At 71.3% G+C, this 21,683-nt stretch carries 16 protein-coding genes and 1 tRNA gene; 1 reads left to right on the forward strand and 16 read right to left on the reverse strand.

Annotated elements, in window-relative coordinates; genetic code table 11:
• Positions 1-44 precede the first annotated feature (44 nt).
• Positions 45-680 carry a tyrosine-type recombinase/integrase gene (locus ABT122_RS16615; protein WP_351551721.1) on the forward strand — a complete coding sequence of 212 codons (636 nt, stop codon included), beginning with the start codon at positions 45-47 and terminating at the stop codon, positions 678-680.
• A gap of 712 nt (positions 681-1,392) precedes the next feature.
• On the opposite strand, the gene ABT122_RS16620 is transcribed toward ABT122_RS16615, so the two are convergent.
• From ABT122_RS16620 to ABT122_RS16695, 16 genes are all read right to left on the reverse strand, one after another.
• A tRNA-Leu gene (locus tag ABT122_RS16620) sits at positions 1,393-1,480 on the reverse strand.
• A 219-nt stretch (positions 1,481-1,699) separates the two neighbouring features.
• A complete protein-coding gene (locus tag ABT122_RS16625) occupies positions 1,700-2,761 on the reverse strand; it encodes a sugar phosphate isomerase/epimerase family protein (protein ID WP_351551723.1) in 1,062 nt (353 codons plus the stop codon).
• Between the two features lie 34 nt (positions 2,762-2,795).
• Positions 2,796-4,223, reverse strand: coding sequence for an alkaline phosphatase family protein (locus ABT122_RS16630; protein ID WP_351551725.1), 1,428 nt, complete (start codon positions 4,221-4,223; stop codon positions 2,796-2,798).
• Entirely contained in the window at positions 4,220-5,389 is a 1,170-nt protein-coding gene (gene eboE / locus ABT122_RS16635) for a metabolite traffic protein EboE (protein WP_351551728.1), read from the reverse strand. The genes ABT122_RS16630 and eboE overlap by 4 nt, the downstream gene beginning before the upstream one ends.
• Before the next feature lie 13 nt (positions 5,390-5,402).
• A complete protein-coding gene (locus tag ABT122_RS16640) occupies positions 5,403-6,251 on the reverse strand; it encodes a TatD family hydrolase (protein WP_351551731.1) in 849 nt (282 codons plus the stop codon).
• Entirely contained in the window at positions 6,221-6,850 is a 630-nt protein-coding gene (locus ABT122_RS16645; protein ID WP_351551734.1) for an EboA domain-containing protein, read from the reverse strand. Before ABT122_RS16645 ends, ABT122_RS16640 begins: the two co-directional genes overlap by 31 nt.
• Complete coding sequence (locus tag ABT122_RS16650; protein ID WP_351551737.1) at positions 6,844-7,713, reverse strand: sugar phosphate isomerase/epimerase family protein; 870 nt, start codon at positions 7,711-7,713, stop codon at positions 6,844-6,846. Before ABT122_RS16650 ends, ABT122_RS16645 begins: the two co-directional genes overlap by 7 nt.
• A complete protein-coding gene (locus ABT122_RS16655) occupies positions 7,710-8,804 on the reverse strand; it encodes an SCO3242 family prenyltransferase (RefSeq protein ID WP_351551740.1) in 1,095 nt (364 codons plus the stop codon). Before ABT122_RS16655 ends, ABT122_RS16650 begins: the two co-directional genes overlap by 4 nt.
• Positions 8,801-9,925: an inositol-3-phosphate synthase gene (locus ABT122_RS16660; protein WP_351551744.1), complete on the reverse strand. Its 1,125-nt coding sequence runs from the start codon at positions 9,923-9,925 to the stop codon at positions 8,801-8,803. The genes ABT122_RS16655 and ABT122_RS16660 overlap by 4 nt, the downstream gene beginning before the upstream one ends.
• Positions 9,926-10,024: 99 nt before the next feature.
• Positions 10,025-13,834, reverse strand: a complete 3,810-nt coding sequence (locus ABT122_RS16665) for a ThuA domain-containing protein (RefSeq protein WP_351551747.1) — start codon at positions 13,832-13,834, stop codon at positions 10,025-10,027.
• Positions 13,835-14,089: 255 nt separating this feature from the next.
• Complete coding sequence (locus tag ABT122_RS16670; RefSeq protein ID WP_351551749.1) at positions 14,090-15,094, reverse strand: sugar phosphate isomerase/epimerase family protein; 1,005 nt, start codon at positions 15,092-15,094, stop codon at positions 14,090-14,092.
• Between the two features lie 46 nt (positions 15,095-15,140).
• Positions 15,141-16,331, reverse strand: coding sequence for a Gfo/Idh/MocA family protein (locus tag ABT122_RS16675; RefSeq protein WP_351551752.1), 1,191 nt, complete (start codon positions 16,329-16,331; stop codon positions 15,141-15,143).
• Positions 16,332-16,378: 47 nt separating this feature from the next.
• The gene (locus tag ABT122_RS16680) at positions 16,379-17,425 is read right to left on the reverse strand and encodes a substrate-binding domain-containing protein (RefSeq protein WP_351551755.1); all 1,047 of its coding nucleotides are present in this window, start codon (positions 17,423-17,425) and stop codon (positions 16,379-16,381) included.
• A gap of 66 nt (positions 17,426-17,491) precedes the next feature.
• Positions 17,492-18,529 carry an ABC transporter permease gene (locus ABT122_RS16685; protein WP_351551757.1) on the reverse strand — a complete coding sequence of 346 codons (1,038 nt, stop codon included), beginning with the start codon at positions 18,527-18,529 and terminating at the stop codon, positions 17,492-17,494.
• On the reverse strand, positions 18,526-20,166 hold the full coding sequence (locus tag ABT122_RS16690; RefSeq protein WP_351551759.1) for a sugar ABC transporter ATP-binding protein: 1,641 nt from the start codon (positions 20,164-20,166) through the stop codon (positions 18,526-18,528). Before ABT122_RS16690 ends, ABT122_RS16685 begins: the two co-directional genes overlap by 4 nt.
• Positions 20,167-20,436: 270 nt before the next feature.
• Entirely contained in the window at positions 20,437-21,618 is a 1,182-nt protein-coding gene (locus ABT122_RS16695) for an ROK family transcriptional regulator (protein WP_351551762.1), read from the reverse strand.
• Positions 21,619-21,683 lie beyond the last annotated feature (65 nt).

The raw sequence follows: 21,683 nt of genomic DNA on the forward strand, positions 1-21,683 counted from the left end.
AGGACGCCCGATAGCAACCGCGACCGATAGGGGGAAGCAGCCGAGTGGCCAAGCGCGGCAACGGGCTCGGCGGGACTCCGGTGGAGATCCCGCGTACGGGCAGAGCGAACACCTGGGGCGTGCGTACGCCCCTGCACTTCAACAAGGCGACAGGGAAGCAGGAGCGCTACTGGATAGGCCGGGAGTACAAGAACAAGACGGCGGCGGAGAGGGCGCTCCGGGTCTGGATCACCGACTACGAGGCGGGCAAGGTCGCCGCCCGCTCGGACCTGAAGCTGGGTGACTGGCTGGACAAGTGGCTGAGCAACCACAGGAAGGAGGGAACGACCATGGCCGGTTACGAGACGAAAGTCCGCCTGCACATCAAGCCGCACATCGGCGGCGTGAAGCTGTGCGAGGTCACCGACGACACCCTTGACGACCTGTACCGGCTGCTGGAAACGACCCCATGCCCGACCAACAAGGGCAAGCCGCTCGGGGCCAAGTCGGTACGCCACATGCACAACATCCTGTCCGGCGCGTTGGGGGCGGCGGCGCCCAAGCTGATACCCGTCAACCCCGCCGCGACGGCTCACCCTCCCATCGCCCGGCAGATCCGGGCGCAGGAGTCGAGGTATCCGACGCTGGACGACGGTCAGACGACCCGGTTCCTGGGGACGGTGTGGCAACCGGGCCTGTGACGGTGGCCTGACCCACCACTGTCTGCGGGACGCCCCGCTGTGGACCGTGTACGCCGCTACCGGCGTGCGCCGCAGTGAGGCACTCGGCATGAAGTGGTCCCTCATCAACTGGGATGCGGGGTCCATCGAACTGGGTTGGGTCGTGGTCGAGGAGGGCAATACCTCTCGGCTGCGCAAGCTCACCAAGGACGGCGACGACAACGTCGTCATCTACGTGGACCAGTCCGTGATGAACGTCCTGAAGTGGCAGAGGGAACGCCAGAGCGCGGAGCGGGAACGGCTCGGCTCCGCGTGGGCGGACAATGATCTCGTCTTCGCCCGTGACGGCTTCAAGCTGTACCGGAGTGAGGCGAGCGGACCGCAGGACCCCGAGAAGGTTTCGGCGCGCTGGCGCACCCTCCGGACACGCCTGCACCTGCCCGAGGACTTCCGCATCCACGACTGGCGGCCAGCAAGGTCACGAACGACCTGGAGGCCGGGGAGAACCCCATCGAGGTCTCCGCCAACGTCCGGCACCACTCGCCGGGCTACACCATGGCCCGGTACGGGCACTCACGTAAGGACGGAGCGCGGCGGCTGGCCGCTTCCGGAGCGGGCCGATTCGGCCTGTCATCCCTGGTCCGACCAGGAGATTCGCCCGGCTGTTGGTCACGTGGGTGGTCATGCCGCAGCCCGAGAAACAGAAAAACCCCAGATCAACTGGGGTTCCTGTTGGTGTCCGAGGGGGGACTTGAACCCCCACGCCCGATAAAGGGCACTAGCACCTCAAGCTAGCGCGTCTGCCATTCCGCCACCCGGACAAGGTGACCGCCTCGGGTTCTCCCCTCGGCGACATGGACAACAATACCAGGGGTCCGAGGTGCCTCTCACCCACATATCCCGTGGTCAGGGCAGTGATCAGGCATCCACTCGCCACTCCGGCCCGGACCGTGACCATACGTGACCGGTTGGATACCCGGCGCGGCCCGCCCGGTGGGGGTGCGGGCCGGGCGGGCTCGCGGGTGGGGAGGGGTGGGCGGTCAGCAGTCGTTCTCGCGCAGTGCGTGGAGATGGGCGCTGGACTTGCGGGCGAACGCGAGCGAGTCGGCCGGGTTGTCGTGTTCGGCCTGCCAGTGGTGGTCGCGGCGGCCGCCGTGGGTTCTGCCGACCGCGGACATGAAGCGGCGGTAGTCGATGTCGCCGTCGCCGACGTCGCTCATCCGGTAGCCGTCGCGGACGGACTCGTCGCGTTCGCCGTCCTTCACATGGAAGAGCGGATAGCGATCGGGCCGGCGCAGGACGTAGCCGAGCGGGTCGAAGGGGGCGGGGCGTCCGTCGGGGCGCTTGCTGAAACGGTGCTGTCCCACATACGCCCAGTAGATGTCCATCTCCAGGAAGACCAGCTCGGGGTCGGTCTCGGCGAGAAGGACGTCGTAGAGGCGGACATCGGGGCGGTCCGTGGCAAAGGAGAACTCCTCCGCGTGATTGTGCTGGTAGAACTTCATGCCCCGGCGCCGGGCCGCGGCGCCGTAGACATTGAAGTCCTCCGCCGCCCGCTTCCAGGCGTCGACGGTGGTGCCGTAGCGGAACGGGGGCGCGGGGGTGCCTATGTGCTTCAGCCCGAGCGCCTGGGCGTCGTCGAGAACCTTGTCCAGGTTCTGGGCGAAGGTGTAGGCGTTCGGGTCGCTGGAGTAGTAGCCGACATGGCTGCCGATCGGCGTCAGACCGTGATCGCGGGCCAGTCGCTTGAGCCGCGCGAGGGTGATGGGGCCCGCCGAGCCCTGGGTGTACCCGGCGAGCTCGATCTCGTCGTAGCCGTATCTCTCCAGCTCAGCGAAGACCGCGGCGAAACCCAGTGTGGAGACCTTGTCACGCAGCGAGTACAGCTGAATCCCGAGACGGCCGGGCGGCAGGACCGGCCTGCCCCGGCCCCTCCCCCGGTTCCCCCGGGGCTCCCCACCGGCCCCGGAGGCTGCCGGGGCCCCGCTCGCGGGAGTGGTCAGCATCGCGGCGGCGGTCGCGCCGGCCGCGACACCGAGCATCCCGCGTCTGCTGAGACGGCGGGAGAGTTCGGCGTCATCGCCCTTGCTGAAGCGGCTCATTGTGGATAACTCCTCGTTGTCGGTGAGGTGTGGTTCAGTGGAGACCAGCCAGCCGGAGCAGCAGGGCCTTCACATCGGTGGCCGCGACACGGCCGTCCACAGCGCGGGGGGTGGAGCACAGAATGAGCGGACCTTCGTCATCGCTCGGCGGAAGGCGGCCATGGCTGCCGCGAATAGGCTCCGGGTCGAGAGGCACCACCGCGAGCCGGTAGCGCATCCCGAGCTTCTTGCGGGCCACCGCCGTGGCCGCCCGGAGCCGTACATAGGGATCGTGCGGATTCATGAACAGCTCGACGGGGTCGTAGCCGGGCTTCCGGTGGATCTCGACGAGCTGGGCGAAGTCCGGGGCCCGGGCGTCATCGAGCCAGTAGTAGTACGTGAACCACGCATCGGGCTCGGCGACGGCGACCAGCTCACCGGAGCGGGGGTGGTCGAGACCCTGAGCCTTCTTGCCCTCGTCGTCGAGGAGTGTCTCCACACCGGGAAGCCCCTCCAGGGCCGCACGGGTGGCGTCCAGGTCCTCGGGCCGGCGCACATAGACATGAGCGATCTGGTGATCGGCGACGGCGAAGGCCCGTGAGGCCATCGGGTCGAGATACTCCATGCCGTCCTGGGTGTGCACCTCGATCAGACCGGCGCGGCGCAGTGCCCGGTTGATGTCGACGGGACGGCTGACACGGGTGATGCCGTACTCGGAGAGCGCGACGACGGTACGGCCCTGCTGCCGGGCGTCGTCGAGCAGCGGAGCCATCACCGCGTCCAGCTCGGCCGCCGCGCGGTGGGAGCGCGGGTCGTCGGGGCCGTACCGCTGCAGGTCGTAGTCGAGATGAGGGAGGTAGCAGAGTGTGAGATCCGGGTCGCTGGTGGCCATGATGTGGCGGGTCGCGTCCGTGATCCAGCGGGAGGAGACGATGTCCGCGCCCGGGCCCCAGAAGTGGAACAGGGGGAAGGTGCCGAATCTGTCGGTCAGCTCGTCGTGGAGAGACGGAGGGCGGGTGTAGCAGTCGGGCTCCTTGCGGCCGTCCGCGTAGTACACCGGACGCGGGGTGACGGTGATGTCCGTATCGGCGCCCATCGCGTACCACCAGCAGATGTTCGCGACCGTGTACCCGGGGTGGGCGCGCCGGGCGGCATCCCAGATCCGGTCGCCGGAGACCAGACCGCTGTGCTGCCGCCACAGCAGTACTTCGCCCAGCTCACGGAAGTACCAGCCGTTGCCGACGATGCCGTGCTCGGCCGGGGGCACACCGGTGAGGAAGGTGGACTGGGCGGCACAGGTCACCGCGGGCAGCACCGTGGTGAGCGGGGCGTGCGAGCCGGACACGGCGAGTGCCCTCAGCCGGGGCATGTGATCGAGGAGACGGGGGGTGAGGCCGACGACGTCGATGACGAGGAGAGGGGTGGGGCGGGGGGCGGGGGTGGGTGGGGAGGGGGGAGGGGAGGGGGCCCCGGTGGGGGTCATGGCAGCTCCTTGAGCCCGAGGTCGACCAGCAGATCCCGCACCAGCGTCAGTTCCGCCGCGATCCCCTCCACCAGTTGGCCGCGGTTGCGGGGGCGGAGCCGGGCCGGGAGGACCTGCCAGGTGTAGGTCTCGATCTCCAGGTGGCGGGTGAGGGGCACGGCCGGGCCGACGAGTCCGGTCAGGGCGGACCGGAGGACGGGGAGGGTGGAGGTGAGGGGCGGTGCGGGCGGGGCGTGCAGGGGGACGTGGAAGTGGGCACGCCAGGGGGAGGCGTCGGGGAGCACGTGGCCGGTGAGGGCTTCGCCGAGGTCGTCGGTGCCGCGCAGTCCGGCGGCGGTGCGGGTGCGGGTCTGGTGGAGGAAGCGGGGTTCGGCGAAGGCGGCGAGTGCCGCGCGGACCTCGGGGAGGTGGGGTTCCTCGGCGTGGAGGGCGGCGGAGAGCTGTGCTTTGGGGATGGTGACACCGGCGGCGGTGAGCCGGGCGAGGGCCGTTCCGGGGTCCTCGAAGGAGGTCGCGAGGTGGCAGGTGTCGATGCAGATGCCGATGCGGTCGGAGCCGATCCCGGTGAGCGGTCCGATGGCGTCGGCGGTGGTTTCGATGGTGCAGCCGGGTTCGGGTTCGAGGGCGACGCGGATGGATTTGCCGGTGAGGTCGGCGAGGGCGTCGAGGCGGTGGGCGAGGGTGGTGAGCGCGGTGCGGGCGGTCTCGGCGGCGGTGGCGTCGAAGCCGGTGCGCCAGGCGAGGGGGAGGGTGGAGATGGTGCCTTCGGTGACGTCGTCGGGCAGGAGGCCGGCGAGCAGCCGGGCGAGGTCGGTGGTGTGGGCGAGGCGCAGGGGGTGGGTCCAGTCGGGGCGGTAGACCCGGTATTTGACGGTTTCGGAGCCGAAGCCCTGGTAGGGGAAGCCGTTGAGGGTGACGACTTCGAGTCCTCGGCGGTCGAGTTCGGCGCGGAGCCGGCGCAGGGCCGCGGGGTCGGTGGTGAGGGTGTGGGCGGCGTCCTTGGCGAGCCAGAGGCCGATGCCGAGCCGGTCGCGGCCGAGTCGTCTGCGGACGGGTTCGCAGTGGTCGCGGAGTTGGGCGAGGACGCCGTCGAGGGTTTCCGCGGGGTGGACGTTGGTGCAGTAGGCGAGGTGGAGGGTGGTGCCGTCGGGGTGGCGGAAGCGCATGGCCGCTGCCTCCTCATTCCCCGCCGCGGAGGATGGAGTTGCCCTGGTGGAGGGGTGGGGGCGGGGTGATGTCGAGCTGGAGCCGTCCGCTGAGTCCGTAGAAGGCGACGGGGTTGCGCCAGAGGATCTGGTCGGTGTCGTCCTCGGTGAATCCGGCGGCGAGCATGGCGTCGCCGACTCGGCGGGTGCTGAGGGGGTCGCTCTTTCCCCAGTCGGCGGCCGAGTTGACGAGGATCTTCTCGGTTCCGTGGCTCTTGAGGACGGCGATCATCCGCTCGGGGTCCATTTTGGTGTCGGGGTAGATGGAGAAGCCGAGCCAGCACCCGCTGTCAGTGGCGTGTTCTACGGTTGTTTCATTGAGGTGGTCGAGGAGGACGCGCTCCGGTGGGAGGGCGGATTCGCGGATGACATCGAGGGTGCGGCGGAGCCCGGCCGACTTGTCGCGGTGCGGGGTGTGGACGAGCGCCGGCAGGCCGTGGTCGGCGGCGAGCTGGAGTTGCGCGGCGAGCGCGGTGTCCTCGGCGGGGGTCATGGAGTCGTAGCCGATTTCACCGACGGCGACGACGGTGTCCTTGACGAGGTAGCGGGGCAGTTCGTCGAGCACGGGGGTGCAGCGGGGGTCGTTGGCCTCTTTGGGGTTGAGGGCGATGGTGCAGTGGTGGGCGATGCCGTATTGGGCCGCGCGGAAGGGTTCCCAGCCGAGGAGGGCGTCGAAGTAGTCGTGGAAGCTGGCGGGTGAGGTGCGGGGCTGGCCGAGCCAGAAGGAGGGTTCGACCAGGGCGCGGACTCCGGCGTCGTACATGGCCTGGTAGTCGTCGGTGGTGCGGGAGGTCATGTGGATGTGGGGGTCGAAGATGCGCATCGGGGCTCCTCGGGCGGCTGGCCGGTCAGGGTCAGCAGGCGGTTGAGGTCGGGGAGTGTGTCGCGGCCCGCGGCGGTGCGTTCGGCGGCGTAGTCGTGGAGCATCCGGGCGAGTTCCCGGTCGCCGTGGGCGCGTTGTGCGAGCCCGGCGATGGCATCGGTGGGTACGCCGGTGAAGAGGCATTTGAGGATGGCGTGCCGCCAGGTGTGGGGGGCGAGGTGCTGGGCGGCGTAGGGGGTGAGGGCGGCGGCGATGAGCCGGGTGTCGTTGGTGCGCAGGGCGTCCTCCACGAGGGGGAGGGCGGCGGTGGGCGGGGTGAGGTGGTCGAGGTGGGGGAGGGCGAGGAGGAGGGCGCGGCGTTCGGCGGCGGTGCCGTGGTGGTAGAGGCGGGTGAGGGTGGGCGGGTCGGGTCGGGCGGTGGTGAGGAGCAGGGTGCGTACGGCGTCGGCGTGGTGGGGTCCGCAGTGCCGGCCGGCGGTGGCGAAGTGTGTTTCCCAGGCGGGGGTGGCGGGGTCGGCTGCCGTGGCGAGGGCGTGGTCGAGCCAGGTGCGGGCGGTGTTGTCGAGGTGGGGGTCGAGTTCGGCGCGGGTGGTCAGCATGGGGTGGCTTCCGCTGTCCGCAGGAATTCGATGGAGGTGCGGGCGAGGTCGGGTCCGGCGTGGGAGTGGCGTGGGAGTTCGACGACGGTGAGGCCCTGGTAGCCGGTGGCGGCGAGGGCGTGGAGGACGGGCGGGAAGTCGATCTCTCCGTGGCCGAGGGGGAGGTGTTCGTGGATGCCTCGGCGCATGTCCTCGATCTGGATGTGGCGGGTCCAGGGGGCGGCGGCGCGGACGCAGTCGGCGGGGCTCTGTTCTTCGAGGCACTGGCAGTGGCCGATGTCGAGGGTGAGGCCGAGGGGTTCGGGGTTGCCGAGGAGTTCGCGGAGGTGGTGGAAGTCGTCGAGGGTGGCGAGGAGGTGGCCTGGTTCGGGTTCGATGGCGAGGGGGATGCCGGCGGTGTGGGCGGCGTCGAGTACGGGGGTGAGGGATTGGGCGAGGCGTTTCCAGGCGGTGGTGGGGTCGGTGTGGTGGGGGGTGGTGCCGCTGAAGCAGTGGACGGCTCGGGCGCCGAGGTCGGTGGCGATTCTGAGGGCGGTGAGGAGGAGGCCGGTGCGGGTGGCCCGGGCGGTGGGGTCGGGGTCGAGCAGGGAGGGGCCGTGTTTGTGGCGGGGGTCGAGGATGTATCGGGCGCCGGTTTCGATGGTGACGTCGAGTCCGAGTCGGGCGAGGCGGGTGGCGGTGTCGCGGGTGCGGGTGGGGAGGTCGGGGGCGAGGGGGTCGAGGTGCATGTGGTCGAGGGTGAGGCCGGTGCCGTCGTAGCCGAGGTCGGCGAGGAGGGCGAGGGCGTCGTTGAGGCGCAGGTCGGTGAGTCCGTTGGTGCCGTAGCCGTAGCGGAGGGGGGTGGTGGGTGGGGTGGGGTTCATGTGGGGCTCACCTTCCGGGAGAGTGCGCGGGCGAGTGGGGCGAGTCCCATGAGGGTGAGGGCGGTGAGGGTGCCGGTGGTGGTGTGGTTGCGGGCGGCGAGGGTGGCCTGGAGGGGGATCATGGCGCGGATGCCGGCGCCGACGGCGCGTTGGGTGAGGGGTGGGGAGGGGTTGAGGGCGGCGTGGAGGCTGGGGGTGGCGGTGGTGCGGGTGTAGGTGGTGGCGAGGGCGGTGCGGAGGAGTCGGTGGGCGGGTTGCGGGGGGCCGGTGGGGTGGGGGCGGAGGGTGGTGTGGGTGGCGAGGGTGAGGGTGGTGGCGAGGGCGGTGAGGGGGGCGCTGGTGGAGCCGCCGTGGGTTTCGTGTCGTGAGAGGGCGGTGGTGGCGTAGGTGTGGGTGCCGAGGGTGAGGGCCGCGGGGAGTGCGGTGGTGGCTGCGGTGAGGGCCGGGTGGCGGGCCGGGGCCGGGAGGGGGGTGGCTGTGGTGGTCGGGGTGGTGGGTGCGGGGGCTGTCCGGTGGGCGGTGGTGGCGGTGGCGGTGGCGGTGGCGGTGGCTCCGAGGAGGAGGTCCAGGGTGCGCGCGGTGGCCATCGCGGCGGGGCCGGCCCGGGTGTGTTTGAGGTGGAGGTCGTAGGCCCAGACGGTGGCGGCGAGGGCGGTGGCGAGGGTGAGGGCGGGGCGGCCGGCGCGGGAGGCGAGGGTGAGGCCGGCGGCGGTGAGGGCGGTGGCGGCGGTGAGGGCCGCGGTGGGGGTGATGCGGCCGGAGGGGATGGGGCGGTGGGGACGTTCGGCGGTGTCCTCGGCGCGGTCGGCCCAGTCGTTGAGGGCCATGCCGGCTTCGTAGAGGCAGAGTGAGGCGCCGAGGGCGAGGGCGGTGCCCCGGTTGGGGCGGAGGCCGAGGGTGGCGGCGCCGGTGAGGGTGTCGCCGGGGACGGTGAGGGTGGCGGAGACGCGGAGGAGTTCGGCCCAGGCCCGCAGGCGGGAGCGGGAGCGGGGGCGGGAGCGGGGGCGGTCGCGGCGGGGGGCGGCGGAGGGTGGGGCGAGGGGGCGGGGGCGGGGGCGGGGGGTGCCGAGGCGGCCGAGGAGGGTGGTCATGGGGTCTCCCGGAGCAGTTCGGCGAAGGCGAGAAGTTCCGTGAACTGGTCGGCGAGGGAGGCGGGGCCGCCGTCGGGGTCCTTGAAGTAGAAGCCGAGCGGGGTGAGGGGTCCGGAGAGTCCGGCTTGGTGGGCGCGGGCGGTGAGGCGGGCGAGGTCGAGGACGAGGGGGGCGGCGAGGGCGGAGTCGCAGCCCTGCCAGATGGTCTGGAGGATCATGCGGTTGCCGAGGAAGCCGTCGAAGGCGATGTGGTCCCAGGCGGTCTTCCATTCGCCGAGGGCGGGGACGTCGTCGATGTGGACGGTGCCTTCGGGGGTGTGGCCGAGGGTGTCGGTGAGGGCGCGTTCCTTTCCGGTGTTCTTGACGGCGGCTGCCGCGGGGTCGGCGAGGGCCGCTCCGTCTCCGCCGCCGAGGAGGTTGGTGCCGGACCATGCCCGTACGGACAGGGCGCGTTGGACGAACATCGGGGCGAGTACGGAGCGGAGCAGCGTCTGGCCGGTTTTGCCGTCGCGGCCGGCGTGGGGAAGTCCGCCGGCCGCGGCGGCGGCCTGGAGGGCCGGGGTGTGCAGCCCGGTGGAGGGGGTGAAGTTGATGTAGGGGCAGCCGGCGCGGAGGGCGGCCGCGGCGTAGAGGGAGCTGGGGGCGAGGCGTTCGGCGTCCGGTGGGGGTGCGGGTTCGGTGGTGGAGAGGTTGATGACGATGACGCGGGCGAGGGTGTGGCGGTCGCGGAAGGCGGTGATGTCGGTGGCGAAGGCGTGGATGAGTTCGTTGTCGGTGCGGGTGTCGCCGTGGTGGGGTCCGCCGGGGCGTATGTCCTGGTCGGTGGTGGTGAGTTCGGTGTGGAGGGCGTTGGTGAGTCCGGGTGGGAGGACGCCGGCGGTGGTGAGTTCCTCGGCTCGTTTGGGGAGGGGGGTGTGGTGGGTGTCGTGGCCGCCGAAGACGAGGGAGTCGAGTGGGGGGAGCCGGGAGGCGGCGAAGGCGGGGGTTTCGGTGACCATGCCGGTGGGTGGGTGCAGTCCGGCGTTGAGTGCGGCGCAGCCGGTGATGGTGGTGGTGGCGACGGAGCCGCGGGCTCCGATGAGCCAGATGCCGGTGGGTGTCGCGGGGTGGGGTGTCGACACGGGCTACTGCCTCCCTGCCTGGTTGTTCTCGGGGGTGGGGGGGACGGCGGGCGGGGGGTACGGCGCCTCCCCGCCCGCCGCCGTCGTGGCGGGTGCGGCCTACTGGGGCTGCTCCCTGAGGGTGATGTCGCGGAAGGACACCTGGTCGTCGGTGCCGTGGTTCTGGAGGCCGATGTATCCGTCGGTGAGGCTGCGGGCGGGGTCGGTGTTGGTGAAGTCGTTGATCTTGGAGCCGTTCAGGAAGAGCTGGAGGCGTTCGCCCTTGACCTTGATTTCGTAGGTGTTCCACTGGCCCGGGGGCCGCAGTACGCGGTCGCGGGCTTTGCGGTCGGCTGATTTGAAGCCGTAGACGGAGCCTGTGGTGCGGTCGGGGGCGTCGGTGGCGTCGATCTGGATCTCATGGCCGTTGGTGACGGCGGACCAGGGGTCGTCGGAGGCGGGGAAGCCGATGAAGATGCCGGAGTTGTCGTCTCCGTCGACCTTCCAGTCGAGTTCCAGGGTGTAGGAGGTGAGCTCCTTGGCGTGATACCAGAGCATGCCCATGCCGCCTTCGGTGCGGAGCGCTCCGTCGGTGACGGTGAAGCGTCCGGGGCCGGCCTGCTTCCAGCCGTTGAGGGTTTTGCCGTTGAAGAGGGACCGTTCACCGGTGCGGGGGGTGCAGTCGGCTTTGACCTGGCCGGATGCGTAGCGCAGTCCGCCGAGGAGGTGCTGGCGGAAGGCGGGTTCGGTGTAGGAGTCCTGGGTGTGGCCGCCGCCGGTGTAGAAGGACCGGCCGCCTTCGAAGGTCTGGCACCAGGCGATGGGGTGGTCGCCCTTCATGGTGCCGCCCTCGTAGGTGGTTTCGTCGAGGCCGGCGAGGACGCGGGTGTTGCCTCGGGGGTTGGTGGCGAAGTTGTACCACTCGTCGGTGCGGGTCCACTCCTCGCCGAGGTGCTGGGTGGCGGGGTGGGCGCGGTCCTCGACGCGTGCGGTCGCGGACTGGATGCGGGGGTGGGAGCTGAAGTAGGCGCCGACGAGTCTGCCGTAGTAGGGCCAGTCGTATTCGGTGTCGGCGGCGGCGTGGATGCCCATGTAGCCGCCGCCGGTGGCGATGTAGTTCTCGAACGCGAGCTGCTGGGCGGCGTTGAGGACGTTGCCGGTGGTGGAGAGGAAGACGACGGCGTCGTAGCGGGCGAGGTTGCTGGTGGTGAACTGGGCCGCGGTTTCGGTGGAGTCGACGGTGATGTTGCTGGTTCTGCCGAGTTCCTTGAGTGCGGTGATGCCGGCGGGGATGGAGGCGTGGCGGTAGCCGGCGGTCTTGGAGAAGACGAGGATGCGTTTGGCGGTGCGGTCCGGGGGGCTGTTGGAGAGGGTGAAGTCGTCCAGGTCGTAGAGGGCTCCGGTGCCGCCCTTGAAGACGAGGAAGAGTTCGGTGGTCTTCTTGGGCACGGACCGCAGGGGCAGGTCGATGTCCTGGAAGGTCTCCCAGCCGCCGGTGACGGGTATGGGGGTGGAGCCGAGGATCTTCCCGGTGGGTGACGCGGTGCGGACTTCGAGGAAGCCGCCGGCGCCGTTGGAGGAGATCCGGGCGGTGAGTTTGGTGGCTCCGGTCAGGTTGTAGGGCTTGAAGGAGATCCAGTCGTCGTTGTTGATGTCTCCGACGGTTCTGCCGCCGTTGGCGGTGGCCTTGTTGTAGGTGCGGATGCCCTGGGAGGCGTTGTAGTGCTCGGCCTGCCGGTGGCGGGGCTGGAGCTGGACCTGGTCGTGGGTGGTGAGGGGGGCCTGGCCGCCGCCTCCGCCGTCGGTGTACTCGGCGTCGAGGACGCCGAAGATGTTGGCGTTGGGGTCGTGTCCGCCGTCGGAGGAGGTCTTGATGGTGCCGGTGCAGCCGTTGGCGGAGGTGATGGGGTGGCCGTGGCTGTCGTGGCCGAGGATGTAGCTGACCTTGACCTTGGCGCAGTCGACGGGTCCGTCCTCGGCGTCGGTGGCTCTGACGCGGAAGGGGATGTCGTCGCCGAAGCTGAAGAGAGTTCCGTCGGCGGGGAGTTCGAGGGTGACCTTGGGGGCGGTGTTGCCGACGACGATGCGGACGCTCGCGGCGCCGGTGCGGCCGGTGGGGTCCTTGGCGGTGTGGGTGGCGGTGTAGGTGCCGTTGGCGCGGTAGCGGTGGCTGGGGTTGGCTTCGGTGGAGGTGGTGCCGTCACCGAAGTCCCAGTGGTGGGTGAGGGTGTCGCCGTCGGCGTCGGTGGTGCCTTCGGAGGAGAAGGACACGCGGAGGGGGGCTTTGCCGGAGGTCTTGTCGGCGGCGGCTTCGGCGACGGGTGAGCGCCCGCCGGTGGCGTTCTCTATCCGGTAGAGGGCGGAGTTGTGGTCGCCGCCGAACCAGGCGGTGCCGTAGTCGAGGACGTAGAGGGCGCCGTCCGGTCCGAAGGCCATGTCCATGACCTGGGTGCCGGTCCAGGGGAAGGGGTTGATGGTGCCGAGGGAGCCGTCCGTGCCCTGTTCGATGCGTTTGATCCAGCGGCGGCCGAATTCCCCGGCGAAGAAGTCGCCGTCGTAGGCTTCGGGGAATTTGACCGGGGAGGGGTTCTCCGGGTCGTAGCGGTAGACGGGTCCGCCCATGGGTGATTCGGAGCCGGTGCCGAAGGCGGGCACGGAGCCCCCGTTGTAGGGAATCCATGCCTTCTGCGCGGCGGGCAGCTCGGTGAGCCCGGTGTTGTGGGGGGATTCGTTGCGGGGGGCGGCGCAGTCGAAGGTGGCGCCGGGGGTCTTGGTGGCGAAGTCGTAGTCGGTGTAGGGCTCGCCGGCGGTGCTGCAGAAGGGCCAGCCGAAGTTGACGGGCTGGGTGACGCGGAGGAAGCCGACCTTGCCCGCGGGGCCGCGTGCGGGGTCGGCGGCGGCGGCGTCGGGGCCGTACTCGCCGACGTAGAGGTGGCCGGTCTTGCGGTCGACGCTGAAGCGGAAGGGGTTGCGGAGGCCCATGGCGTAGATCTCGGGCCGGGTCCTGTCCGTGCCGGGCGCGAAGAGGTTCCCTTCGGGGACGGTGTAGGAGCCGTCGTCGGCGACCTTGATGCGGAGGATCTTGCCGCGGAGGTCGTTGGTGTTGCCGGAGGTGCGGCGCGCGTCGTACGCGGGGTTGCGGCCGGGGCGGTCGTCGACGGGGGTGTATCCGTCGGAGGCGAAGGGGTTGGAGTCGTCGCCGGTCGACAGATAGAGATTGCCCTGGGCGTCGAAGTCGATATCGCCGCCGACGTGGCAGCAGATGCCGCGGGTCGCCGGAACGTCGAGGATCTTCTTCTCGCTGGCGTTGTCGAGTGTGCCGTCGGCCTTGAGCACGAAGCGCGAGAGCCGGTTGACGCCGTCGAAGGGGGCGAAGTCGGCCGCGGTTCCGTCGGCGGGGGCGTCACCGGCGGGGGTGTCGAGCTTCGGCGCGTAGTAGAGGTAGACGAAGCGGTTCTCGCTGAAGCGGGGGTCGAGGCCGATGCCCTGGAGGCCCTCCTCGTCGTGGGTGTAGACGGGGAGGGAGCCGGCGAGCCGGGTGTTGCCCGCGCTGTCGGTGATCCGCAGTTCGCCGTTGCGGGAGGTGTGCAGGACGCTGCGGTCCGGGAGGACGGCCAGCGAGATGGGTTCGCCGGTTTCGGCGGCGCCCTTGGCGAGGGTGACCTGCTGGAATTCCTCGGCTGCGGGGTCCGGTGCGGATTCCGCCGAGGCGCGGACGCCCGTGTGCGCGGCAGTCCGGGTGTCCGCTTGTGCGGCGGCGCGGGTGTCCGTTTGCGCGGCGGCGCGGGCGGGAGGCTCGGCGGCGGCCTGCGCGGGGGCGAGGACGACGGTGGTGGCCGCGAGGAGCGTGCCGGTGAGGAGGGCGAGCGCGGTGCGGGCTCGGGATCTTGTCCTGCGGGCGGGGCGGTTCGGGGGCAGAGTCGAGTGCACGTTTTCCTCCGGAATGGACCGGTTGAACGGGCGGGGGGTGCCGTGGAACCGGAGTGCGCCGTCACACCGGGGACCACCTCAGTGCTGTACACATCTGGGACGGTAGACGGGTACGTCCGGATCGGAAACCCCTTGTGCGGGAGACGGGTTCGGCTTCCGCTCTCGGCGGGACAAAGGGGTTCCGGGCAGGGCGGACCGACCCGGCGGCGGATCGGGCCACCGGGCCGTGACCTGCGGTGGTGCGGCTGTGGCCGGTTACCGGCCGCTGCCGAAGGCGGCGTCGAAAGCAGCGGCCGGGGGGTCGAAGTCGAACTGCTTCAGATGGGCGAGGGCCTCGGGCGCGCCGGTGAGCCGGTCCATCCCGGCGTCCTCCCACTCCACCGAGACGGGCCCGTCGTAGCCGATGGAGCGCAGCATCCGGAAGACGTCCTCCCAGGGGACGTCGCCGTGTCCGGCGGAGACGAAGTCCCAGCCCCGGCGGGGGTCGCCCCAGGGCAGATGGGAGCCGAGGCGCCCGTTGCGGCCGTCGAGCCGTTTGCGGGATTCCTTGCAGTCGACGTGGTAGATCCGGTCGCGGAAGTCGTAGAGGAAGCCGACGGGGTCGAGGTCCTGCCAGACGAAGTGGCTGGGGTCGAAGTTCAGCCCGAAGGCGGGGCGGTCGGCGAGGGCGGTGAGGGCCTGGCGGGTGGTCCAGTAGTCGTAGGCGATCTCGCCGGGGTGGACCTCGTGGGCGAAGCGGACTCCTTCGGTGTCGAAGACGTCGAGGATGGGGTTCCACCGGTCGGCGAAGTCCTCGTACCCACGGTCGATCATGGTCTGGGGCACGGGCGGGAACATGGCGACCAGATGCCAGATGGAGGAGCCGGTGAATCCGACGACGGTGCGCACTCCGAAGGCGGCGGCGGCCCGCGCGGTGTCCCGGAGTTCGTCGGCGGCCCGCCCGCGTACGCCTTCGGGTTCGCCGTCGCCCCAGATCCTGGCGGGCAGGATGCCCTGGTGGCGTTCGTCGATGGGGTGGTCGCAGACGGCCTGTCCGACGAGGTGGTTGGAGATGGCCCAGCAGCGCAGGCCGTACTTCTCCAGCAGTGCGTGGCGCCCGGCGAGGTAGCCGGGTTCGGCGAGGGCCCGGGGGACGTCGAAGTGGTCGCCCCAGCAGGCGAGTTCCAGGCCGTCGTAGCCGAAGTCCCGGGCGAGCCGGCACACCTCCTCCAACGGGAGGTCGGCCCACTGGCCGGTGAAGAGTGTGAACGGACGGGGCATGGTGCCCTCGCCTCCCTCGGTCCGTGCGGGTGGTGGCCCGCGCTGGTCAGAGCTGTGGCGGTACGGGGGTATGGACGGAGTTCTTCTCGGCGCTCTCCTCCACGGCGGCCAGGACCCGCTGGACCTGGAGGCCGTCCGCGAAGGTGGGCGCGGGGTCGGTGCGTCCGGCGATGGCTTCGATCAGGTCGCGGGCCTGGTGGGTGAAGGTGTGTTCGTAGCCGAGCGCGTGCCCGGGGGGCCACCAGGCCCGGAGGTAGGGGTGGTCGGGTTCGGTGACGAGAATGCGCCGGAAGCCGGAGGAGGCGGCGGGTTCGGTGTGGTCGTGGAAGGAGAGTTCGTTGAGGCGTTCGAGGTCGAAGGCGAGGGAGCCGCGTTCGCCGTTGATCTCGAAGCGGAGGGCGTTCTTGCGGCCGGACGCCATGCGGGTGGCCTCGAAGGAGGCGAGCGCTCCGGAGGCGAGGCGCCCGTGGAAGAGGGCCGCGTCGTCGACGGTGACGGTGCCGGTGCCGGGGGCGCCCGGGGTGCCCGCGGGCAGCGGGCGTTCCCGTACGAAGGTCTCGGTGAGCGCGCTGACGCCGGTCAGATGCTCCCCGGCGAGGTGCTGGGCGAGGTCGACGATATGGGCGCCGAGGTCGCCGAGCGCGCCGGAGCCGGCGTGTTCGCGGACCAGCCGCCAGGTGAGGGGGGCGCCGGGGTCGACCAGCCAGTCCTGGAGGTAGGTGAAGCGCAGATGGCGCAGGGTGCCGAGACGGCCGTCGGCGATGAGCCGGCGGGCGTGGGCGATGGCGGGTACGCGCCGGTAGTTGAAGCCGGTCATGGCGATCTGGCCGCGGGGGCGGGCCCGGTCGGCGGCGGCGGCCATGGCCTCGGCCTCGGCGACGGTGTTGGCGAGGGGTTTCTCGCACAGGACGTGTTTGCCCGCCTCCAGGGCCGCGATGGCGATCTCCGCGTGGAGGTCGCCCGGGGTGCAGATGTCGACGAGCTGCACATCGTCCCGGGCGATGAGGTCGCGCCAGTCGGTCTCGGCGGCGGCCCAGCCGTGGCGTCCGGCGGCGGCGCGCACGGCGGTGCGGTCGCGGCCGGCGATGGCGGCGAGCACCGGCCGCAGCGGCAGGTCGAAGACGCGGGACACGGTGCGCCAGCCCTGTGAGTGGGCGGCTCCCATGAACGCGTATCCGACCAGGCCGACACCGAGCGGTGGCGGTGGGGGTACGGCCTCGCTGTCGGTCTGTTCCATACGGATTCCTCCTCGTCGGTCTGCTCGGCGCGGGGCGGGCGTGCCGCTCAGATGAAGCCGGTGGGCAGGTACTGGTCGACGTTGTCCTTGGTGACGACGGCCGAGTACAGGGTGATGGTGGCGGGGATCTCCAGTTCGGACATGCCGCCGATGCCCTTGCCCTGGGCGACGGCGCGGGCGATGTCGATGGCGGACGCGGACATCGTCGGCGGGTAGAGCACGGTGGCCTTGAGGACGCTGTTGTCGGCCTTGATGGCGTCCATGGCGGATTTGGCTCCGGCGCCGCCGACCATGACGAAGTCCTCGCGGCCGGCCTGGGCGATGGCGCGGAGCGCTCCGACGCCCTGGTCGTCGTCGTGGTTCCACAGGGCGTCGAAGCCGCTCTGGGCCTGGAGCAGCTGCGCCATCTTCGCCTGACCGGACTCGACGGTGAAGTCGGCGGCCTGGCGGGCGACCTTCTTGATGTTGGGGTAGTTCTTGAGGGCGTCGTCGAAGCCCTGGGTGCGCTGTTTGGTGAGTTCGAGGCTGTCGACGCCGGCGAGTTCGATGACCTTGGCGCCGGCCTTGCCCTTGAGCCGTTCTCCGATGTAGCGGCCGGCGTTGAGGCCCATGCCGTAGTTGTCGCCGCCGATCCAGCAGCGGTAGGACTGCGGGGAGGCGAAGACGCGGTCCAGGTTGATGACGGGGATGCCCGCCTTCATGGCCTGGAGGCCGACCTGGGTGAGGGCCTTGCCGTCGGCGGGGAGGATCACGAGGACGTCGACCTTCTTGTTGATCAGGGTCTGGATCTGTCCGATCTGGGCGGCGGTGTCGTTGGAGCCCTCGGTGATCTCCAGGGTGACATCGGAGTACTTCTTCGCCCGTGAGCGGGCGTTGTCGTTGATGGCGTTGAGCCAGCCGTGGTCGGCCTGGGGGCCGGCGAAGCCGATGGTGACGGCCTTGCCGGGCTTGTCGTCGGCGACGGGGGCGCTGTCGGCGGCGGGCTTCCTGTCGGCGGGTTCGTTGCTGGTGCAGGCGGTGAGCACGGCGCCCGCGGAGACGGCGGCGCCTCCGAGGAGGAGTCCTCTGCGGCTGGGTACGGGGCTCTGTGGCATGGCGGAACCGGCCCTTCGGTGGGAAGTGGGTGTACGGGTGGGGCGAGCGGGGCGGGGGCGGCGGGGTCAGGCGTCTCCGCTGCCGCGCAGGGTGCGGTGCTGGACCAGGACCGCGACGACGATGATGGCGCCCTTGGCGATCTGCTGGACCGCGCTCTCCAGGTTGTTGAGGGCGAAGATATTGGTGATCGTGGTGAAGATCAGTACGCCGAGCACGGAGCCGGCGATGGTGCCCCGGCCGCCGCTGAGGAGGGTGCCGCCGATGATGGCGGCGGCGATGGCGTCGAGTTCGTAGAGGTTGCCGTTGGTGTTCTGGCCCGACCCGGAGAGGATGATCAGCATGAAGGCGGCGATGCCGCAGCAGAGCCCGGAGAGCAGATAGAGGGAGAGCCGCTGGCGGCGGATGTCGATGCCGGCGAGCCGGGCGGCCTCGGCGTTGCCGCCGACGGCGAAGGTGCGGCGGCCGAAGGTCGTGCGGTTGAGCAGCAGCCAGCCGACGAGGACGACGGCCGCGAAGACCAGGACCAGCGGGGGGACGCCGAGGATGTGGGCGTCCTTGACACCGAGGTCGAGTACGGACTCGACGGTGACGATCTGGGTCTTGCCGTCGGTGATCTGGAGGGCGAGCCCGCGGGCCGAGGCGAGCATCGCGATGGTGGCGATGAACGGCACCATCCCTCCGTAGGCGATCAGCAGCCCGTTGACGAGTCCGCAGCCGAGGCCGACGGCGACGGCGGTGAAGAGGATTCCGGCGAAGCCGTACTCCTGGGTGGCGACGGTGGTGGCCCAGACGGACGCGAGGGCGACGATCGCGCCGACGGACAGGTCGATGCCGCCGCTGGTGATGACGAAGGTCATGCCGACGGTGACGACGCCGATGATGGACGCCTGGGTGAGGACGAGTTGCAGATTGCTGGTGGCGAGGAACTCGTCCGGCCGGGTGAGGCCGCCGACGGCGACGAGGGCGGCGAGGACACCGAGGAGCGACAGGGTGCGGACATCGGCGCGCACTCCGAGCGCGGGGCGCCGGGGGCCGGGGGCCGGGGGTGTCTTCGTGAGGTCCGCGGCCGCGTCCTGGCGTGCCGCGGGGGCTGGCTGCGTCATGCCGTCGGGCTCCCTTCCATCACAAGGTCGAGTACGCGGTGCTCGTCGAGGTCGCGGGCGTCGGCGGTGTGCACCACGGTGCCTTCGCGCAGCACCAGCACCCGGTCGGCGAGGCCCAGGACCTCGGGCACCTCGCTGGAGACGAGAAGGACGGCCAGGCCCTCGTCCGCGAGCCGGCGGATCACCGCGTACAGCTCGGCGCGCGCTCCGACGTCGACGCCCCGGGTGGGTTCGTCGAGGAGCAGGACGCGGCAGCCGCGCAGCAGCCAGCGGGCGAGTACCGCTTTCTGCTGGTTGCCGCCGGAGAGGGTACGGATGCGGGCGTCCGGGTTGTCGGGGCGCAGGGAGAGTTCCCTGGTGGCCTGCTGCGCGGCGGCGCGTTCGGCGGCGCGGTCGAGCCAGCCGGCCCGGGAGAAGCGGGCGAGGGAGGAGAGGGTGACATTGCGGGTGACGGATTCGATGAGGAGGAGGCCCTGGGCCTTGCGTTCCTCGGGGGCGAGTCCGATTCCGGCGGCGACGGCGGCGCGCACGCTGCCGGGGCGCAGGGGTCTGCCGTCGACGAGGACGCGTCCCGCGGTGGGTTTGCGGGCTCCGTAGACGGTCTCCAGGATCTCGGAGCGGCCGGAGCCGACGAGTCCGGCGAGGCCGACGATCTCGCCGGGCCGCAGTTCGAGGTCGAGGGGGGTGAACTCGCCCTTCCTGGTGAGCCCTTGGACGGTGAGGACGGGGGGCACGACGGGAGCGGCGGGCTCCGGCGGGGCGGGGCGGCCCGGCTGTACGGCGTGGTCCGGCTGTACGGCGTGGCCCTGCGGGACGGGGCTGCCCTGCGGGGCGGGGTGGTCCGGCGGGGCGGGGTGGTCCGGCGGGGCGGGGCGCCGGGGGCGCTCCGGGAAGACGTACTCGACATTGCGGCCGGTCATCAGGGCGACGATGTCGCGGGTGGGGGTGGTTCTGGCGGGGAGTCCGCCGGCGACGGCGCGGCCGTCCTTGAGGACGGTGACCTGGTCGCCGATGCGCCGGATCTCCTCCAGGCGGTGGGAGATGTGGATGACGGCGACGCCGTCGGCGGTGAGGTCGGCGACGGTGCGGAAGAGGTTGTCGACCTCGTCGGGGTCGAGGGCGGCGGAGGGCTCGTCCATGACGATGAGGCGGACGTCGTGGGAGAGGGCGCGGGCCATGGAGACGATCTGCCGCTGGGCGGCGGGGAGGTCGCCGACGAGCCGGCCGGGTTCGATCCCGGGGTGGCCGAGGCGGGCGAGGAGCCGGGCGGTGGCGGCGCGGGCGTCCTTGCTCCGGATGAGGAATCCGGCGGTGGTGGGTTCGTGGCCGAGATACACGTTCTCGGCGACGGAGAGCCCTTCGACGAGGTCGAGTTCCTGGTAGATGGTGGCGATGCCGAGCCGCATGGCGGCGAGGGGCGAGGGGAGGGAGACCTCGGTGCCGCACCAGGTGATGGTGCCGCTGTCGGGTTGGTGGGCGCCGGCGAGGACCTTGATGAGGGTGGATTTGCCGGCGCCGTTCTGGCCGAGGAGGCAGTGGACGGTGCCGGCGTGGACTTCCAGGTCGACGCCGTCGAGCGCGCGGACGCCGGGGAAGGATTTGGTGATGGCGGACATGGTGAGAAGAGGTGGGGGCATGTGGGTCCCCTCTGGCCGGGGTGGGGTGGGCTCGGGGTGCGGGTGCGGGTGCGGGTGCGGTTGTCCTCGGGGAGCCCGGGGCTCGGGTCGTCCTCGATCGCCGGACGGGCTCAGGGCGCTGGACGGGCGGAGGGTACCGGGCGGATCAGGGGCGGTTGGCCCGGGGCCGGTCGTGCTCGGGAGCCCCGGGGCGACGGTCCGGCCTCACACGCCGGACGGGCTCAGGACGCTGGACGGGGAGAGGGTGCCGGGCGGGGTCGGGGTGGAGGGTCAGGCCGGGGAGAAGAGGTGGTCGCTGATGAGGCGGGCGGCGCCGGTGACGCCGGCGATCTGGCCCAGTTCGCCGAGGACGATGGGGAGGTTGCCGGTCGCCAGGGGCAGCGACTGGCGGTAGACCTGGGTGCGCACGCTGGCGAGGAGGGTGTGGCCGAGGCCGGTGACCCCGCCGCCGATCACCACGAGCCCGGGGTTGAAGAAGCTGACGAGCCCGGCGATGACCTGGCCGACGCGGTTGCCGCCCTCGCGGATGAGGTCGAGCGCGGTGGTGTCACCGGCCGCCGCGGCGGCGGCCACGTCGACGGCGGTGAGCGCGCCCGCCGCCGCGAGCCGTTCGGCGAGTTCCGGGGAGCGGCCGGAGCGGGCGGCCTCCTCGGCGTCGCGGGCGAGCGCGGCGCCGCTGAAGTGCGCTTCCAGACAGCCCCTGTTGCCGCAGGCGCAGGGGCGGCCCCCGGGGTCGACCTGGATATGGCCGATGTCGCCGGCGCTGCCCGTCGTCCCCCGGTAGACCTGGCCGCCGACGACGATGCCGCAGCCGATGCCGGTGCCGATCTTGACGCAGAGGAAGTCGGCGACGGAGCGGGCGACACCGGCGTGCTGCTCCCCCATCGCCATGAGGTTCACATCGTTGTCGACCATGACCGGGCAGCCGAGATCCTGGCTGAGGGCCTCGCGTACCGGGAATCCGTCCCAGCCGGGCATGATCGGGGGTGCGACGGGGACGCCCTCGGGGAAGCGGACGGGCCCGGGGACGCCGATACCGGCGCCGTCGAAGCCCTCGGCGATTCCGGTGGCCTTGAGTTTGGCCGCCATCGACAGGGCCTGTTCGAAGACGGCGACGGGTCCCTCGCGGACGTCCATGGGGTGGTTGAGGTGGCCGAGTACCTCCAGTTCCGCGTTGGTGACCGCGACGTCGATGGAGGTGGCGCCGATGTCGACGCCGAGGAAGCGCAGTCCGGGCGCGAGCCGGATGTTGTGGGAGCGCCGGCCGCCGCGTGAGGCGGCGAGTCCGTCGGCGACGATGAGCCCGGTCTCCAGCAGCCGGTCGACCTCGACGGCGAGTTTGGAGCGGGAGAGGTCGACGAGATCGCCGAGCTGTGCCCGGGAGTTGGGCCCTCCGTCGCGCAGCAGCTTCAGCAGCCGGGCCTGGTGAGCGTTGGCGGGTCGAGCGGTCATGCGTCTCAACTGCCCCTCCCTTCCCCGGGCCTTCGTCAGGGGAGACCCCGTGCGGCTCGCGGGTG

Source organism: Streptomyces sp. NPDC001985, assembly GCF_040296845.1.
Classification (GTDB): domain Bacteria; phylum Actinomycetota; class Actinomycetes; order Streptomycetales; family Streptomycetaceae; genus Streptomyces.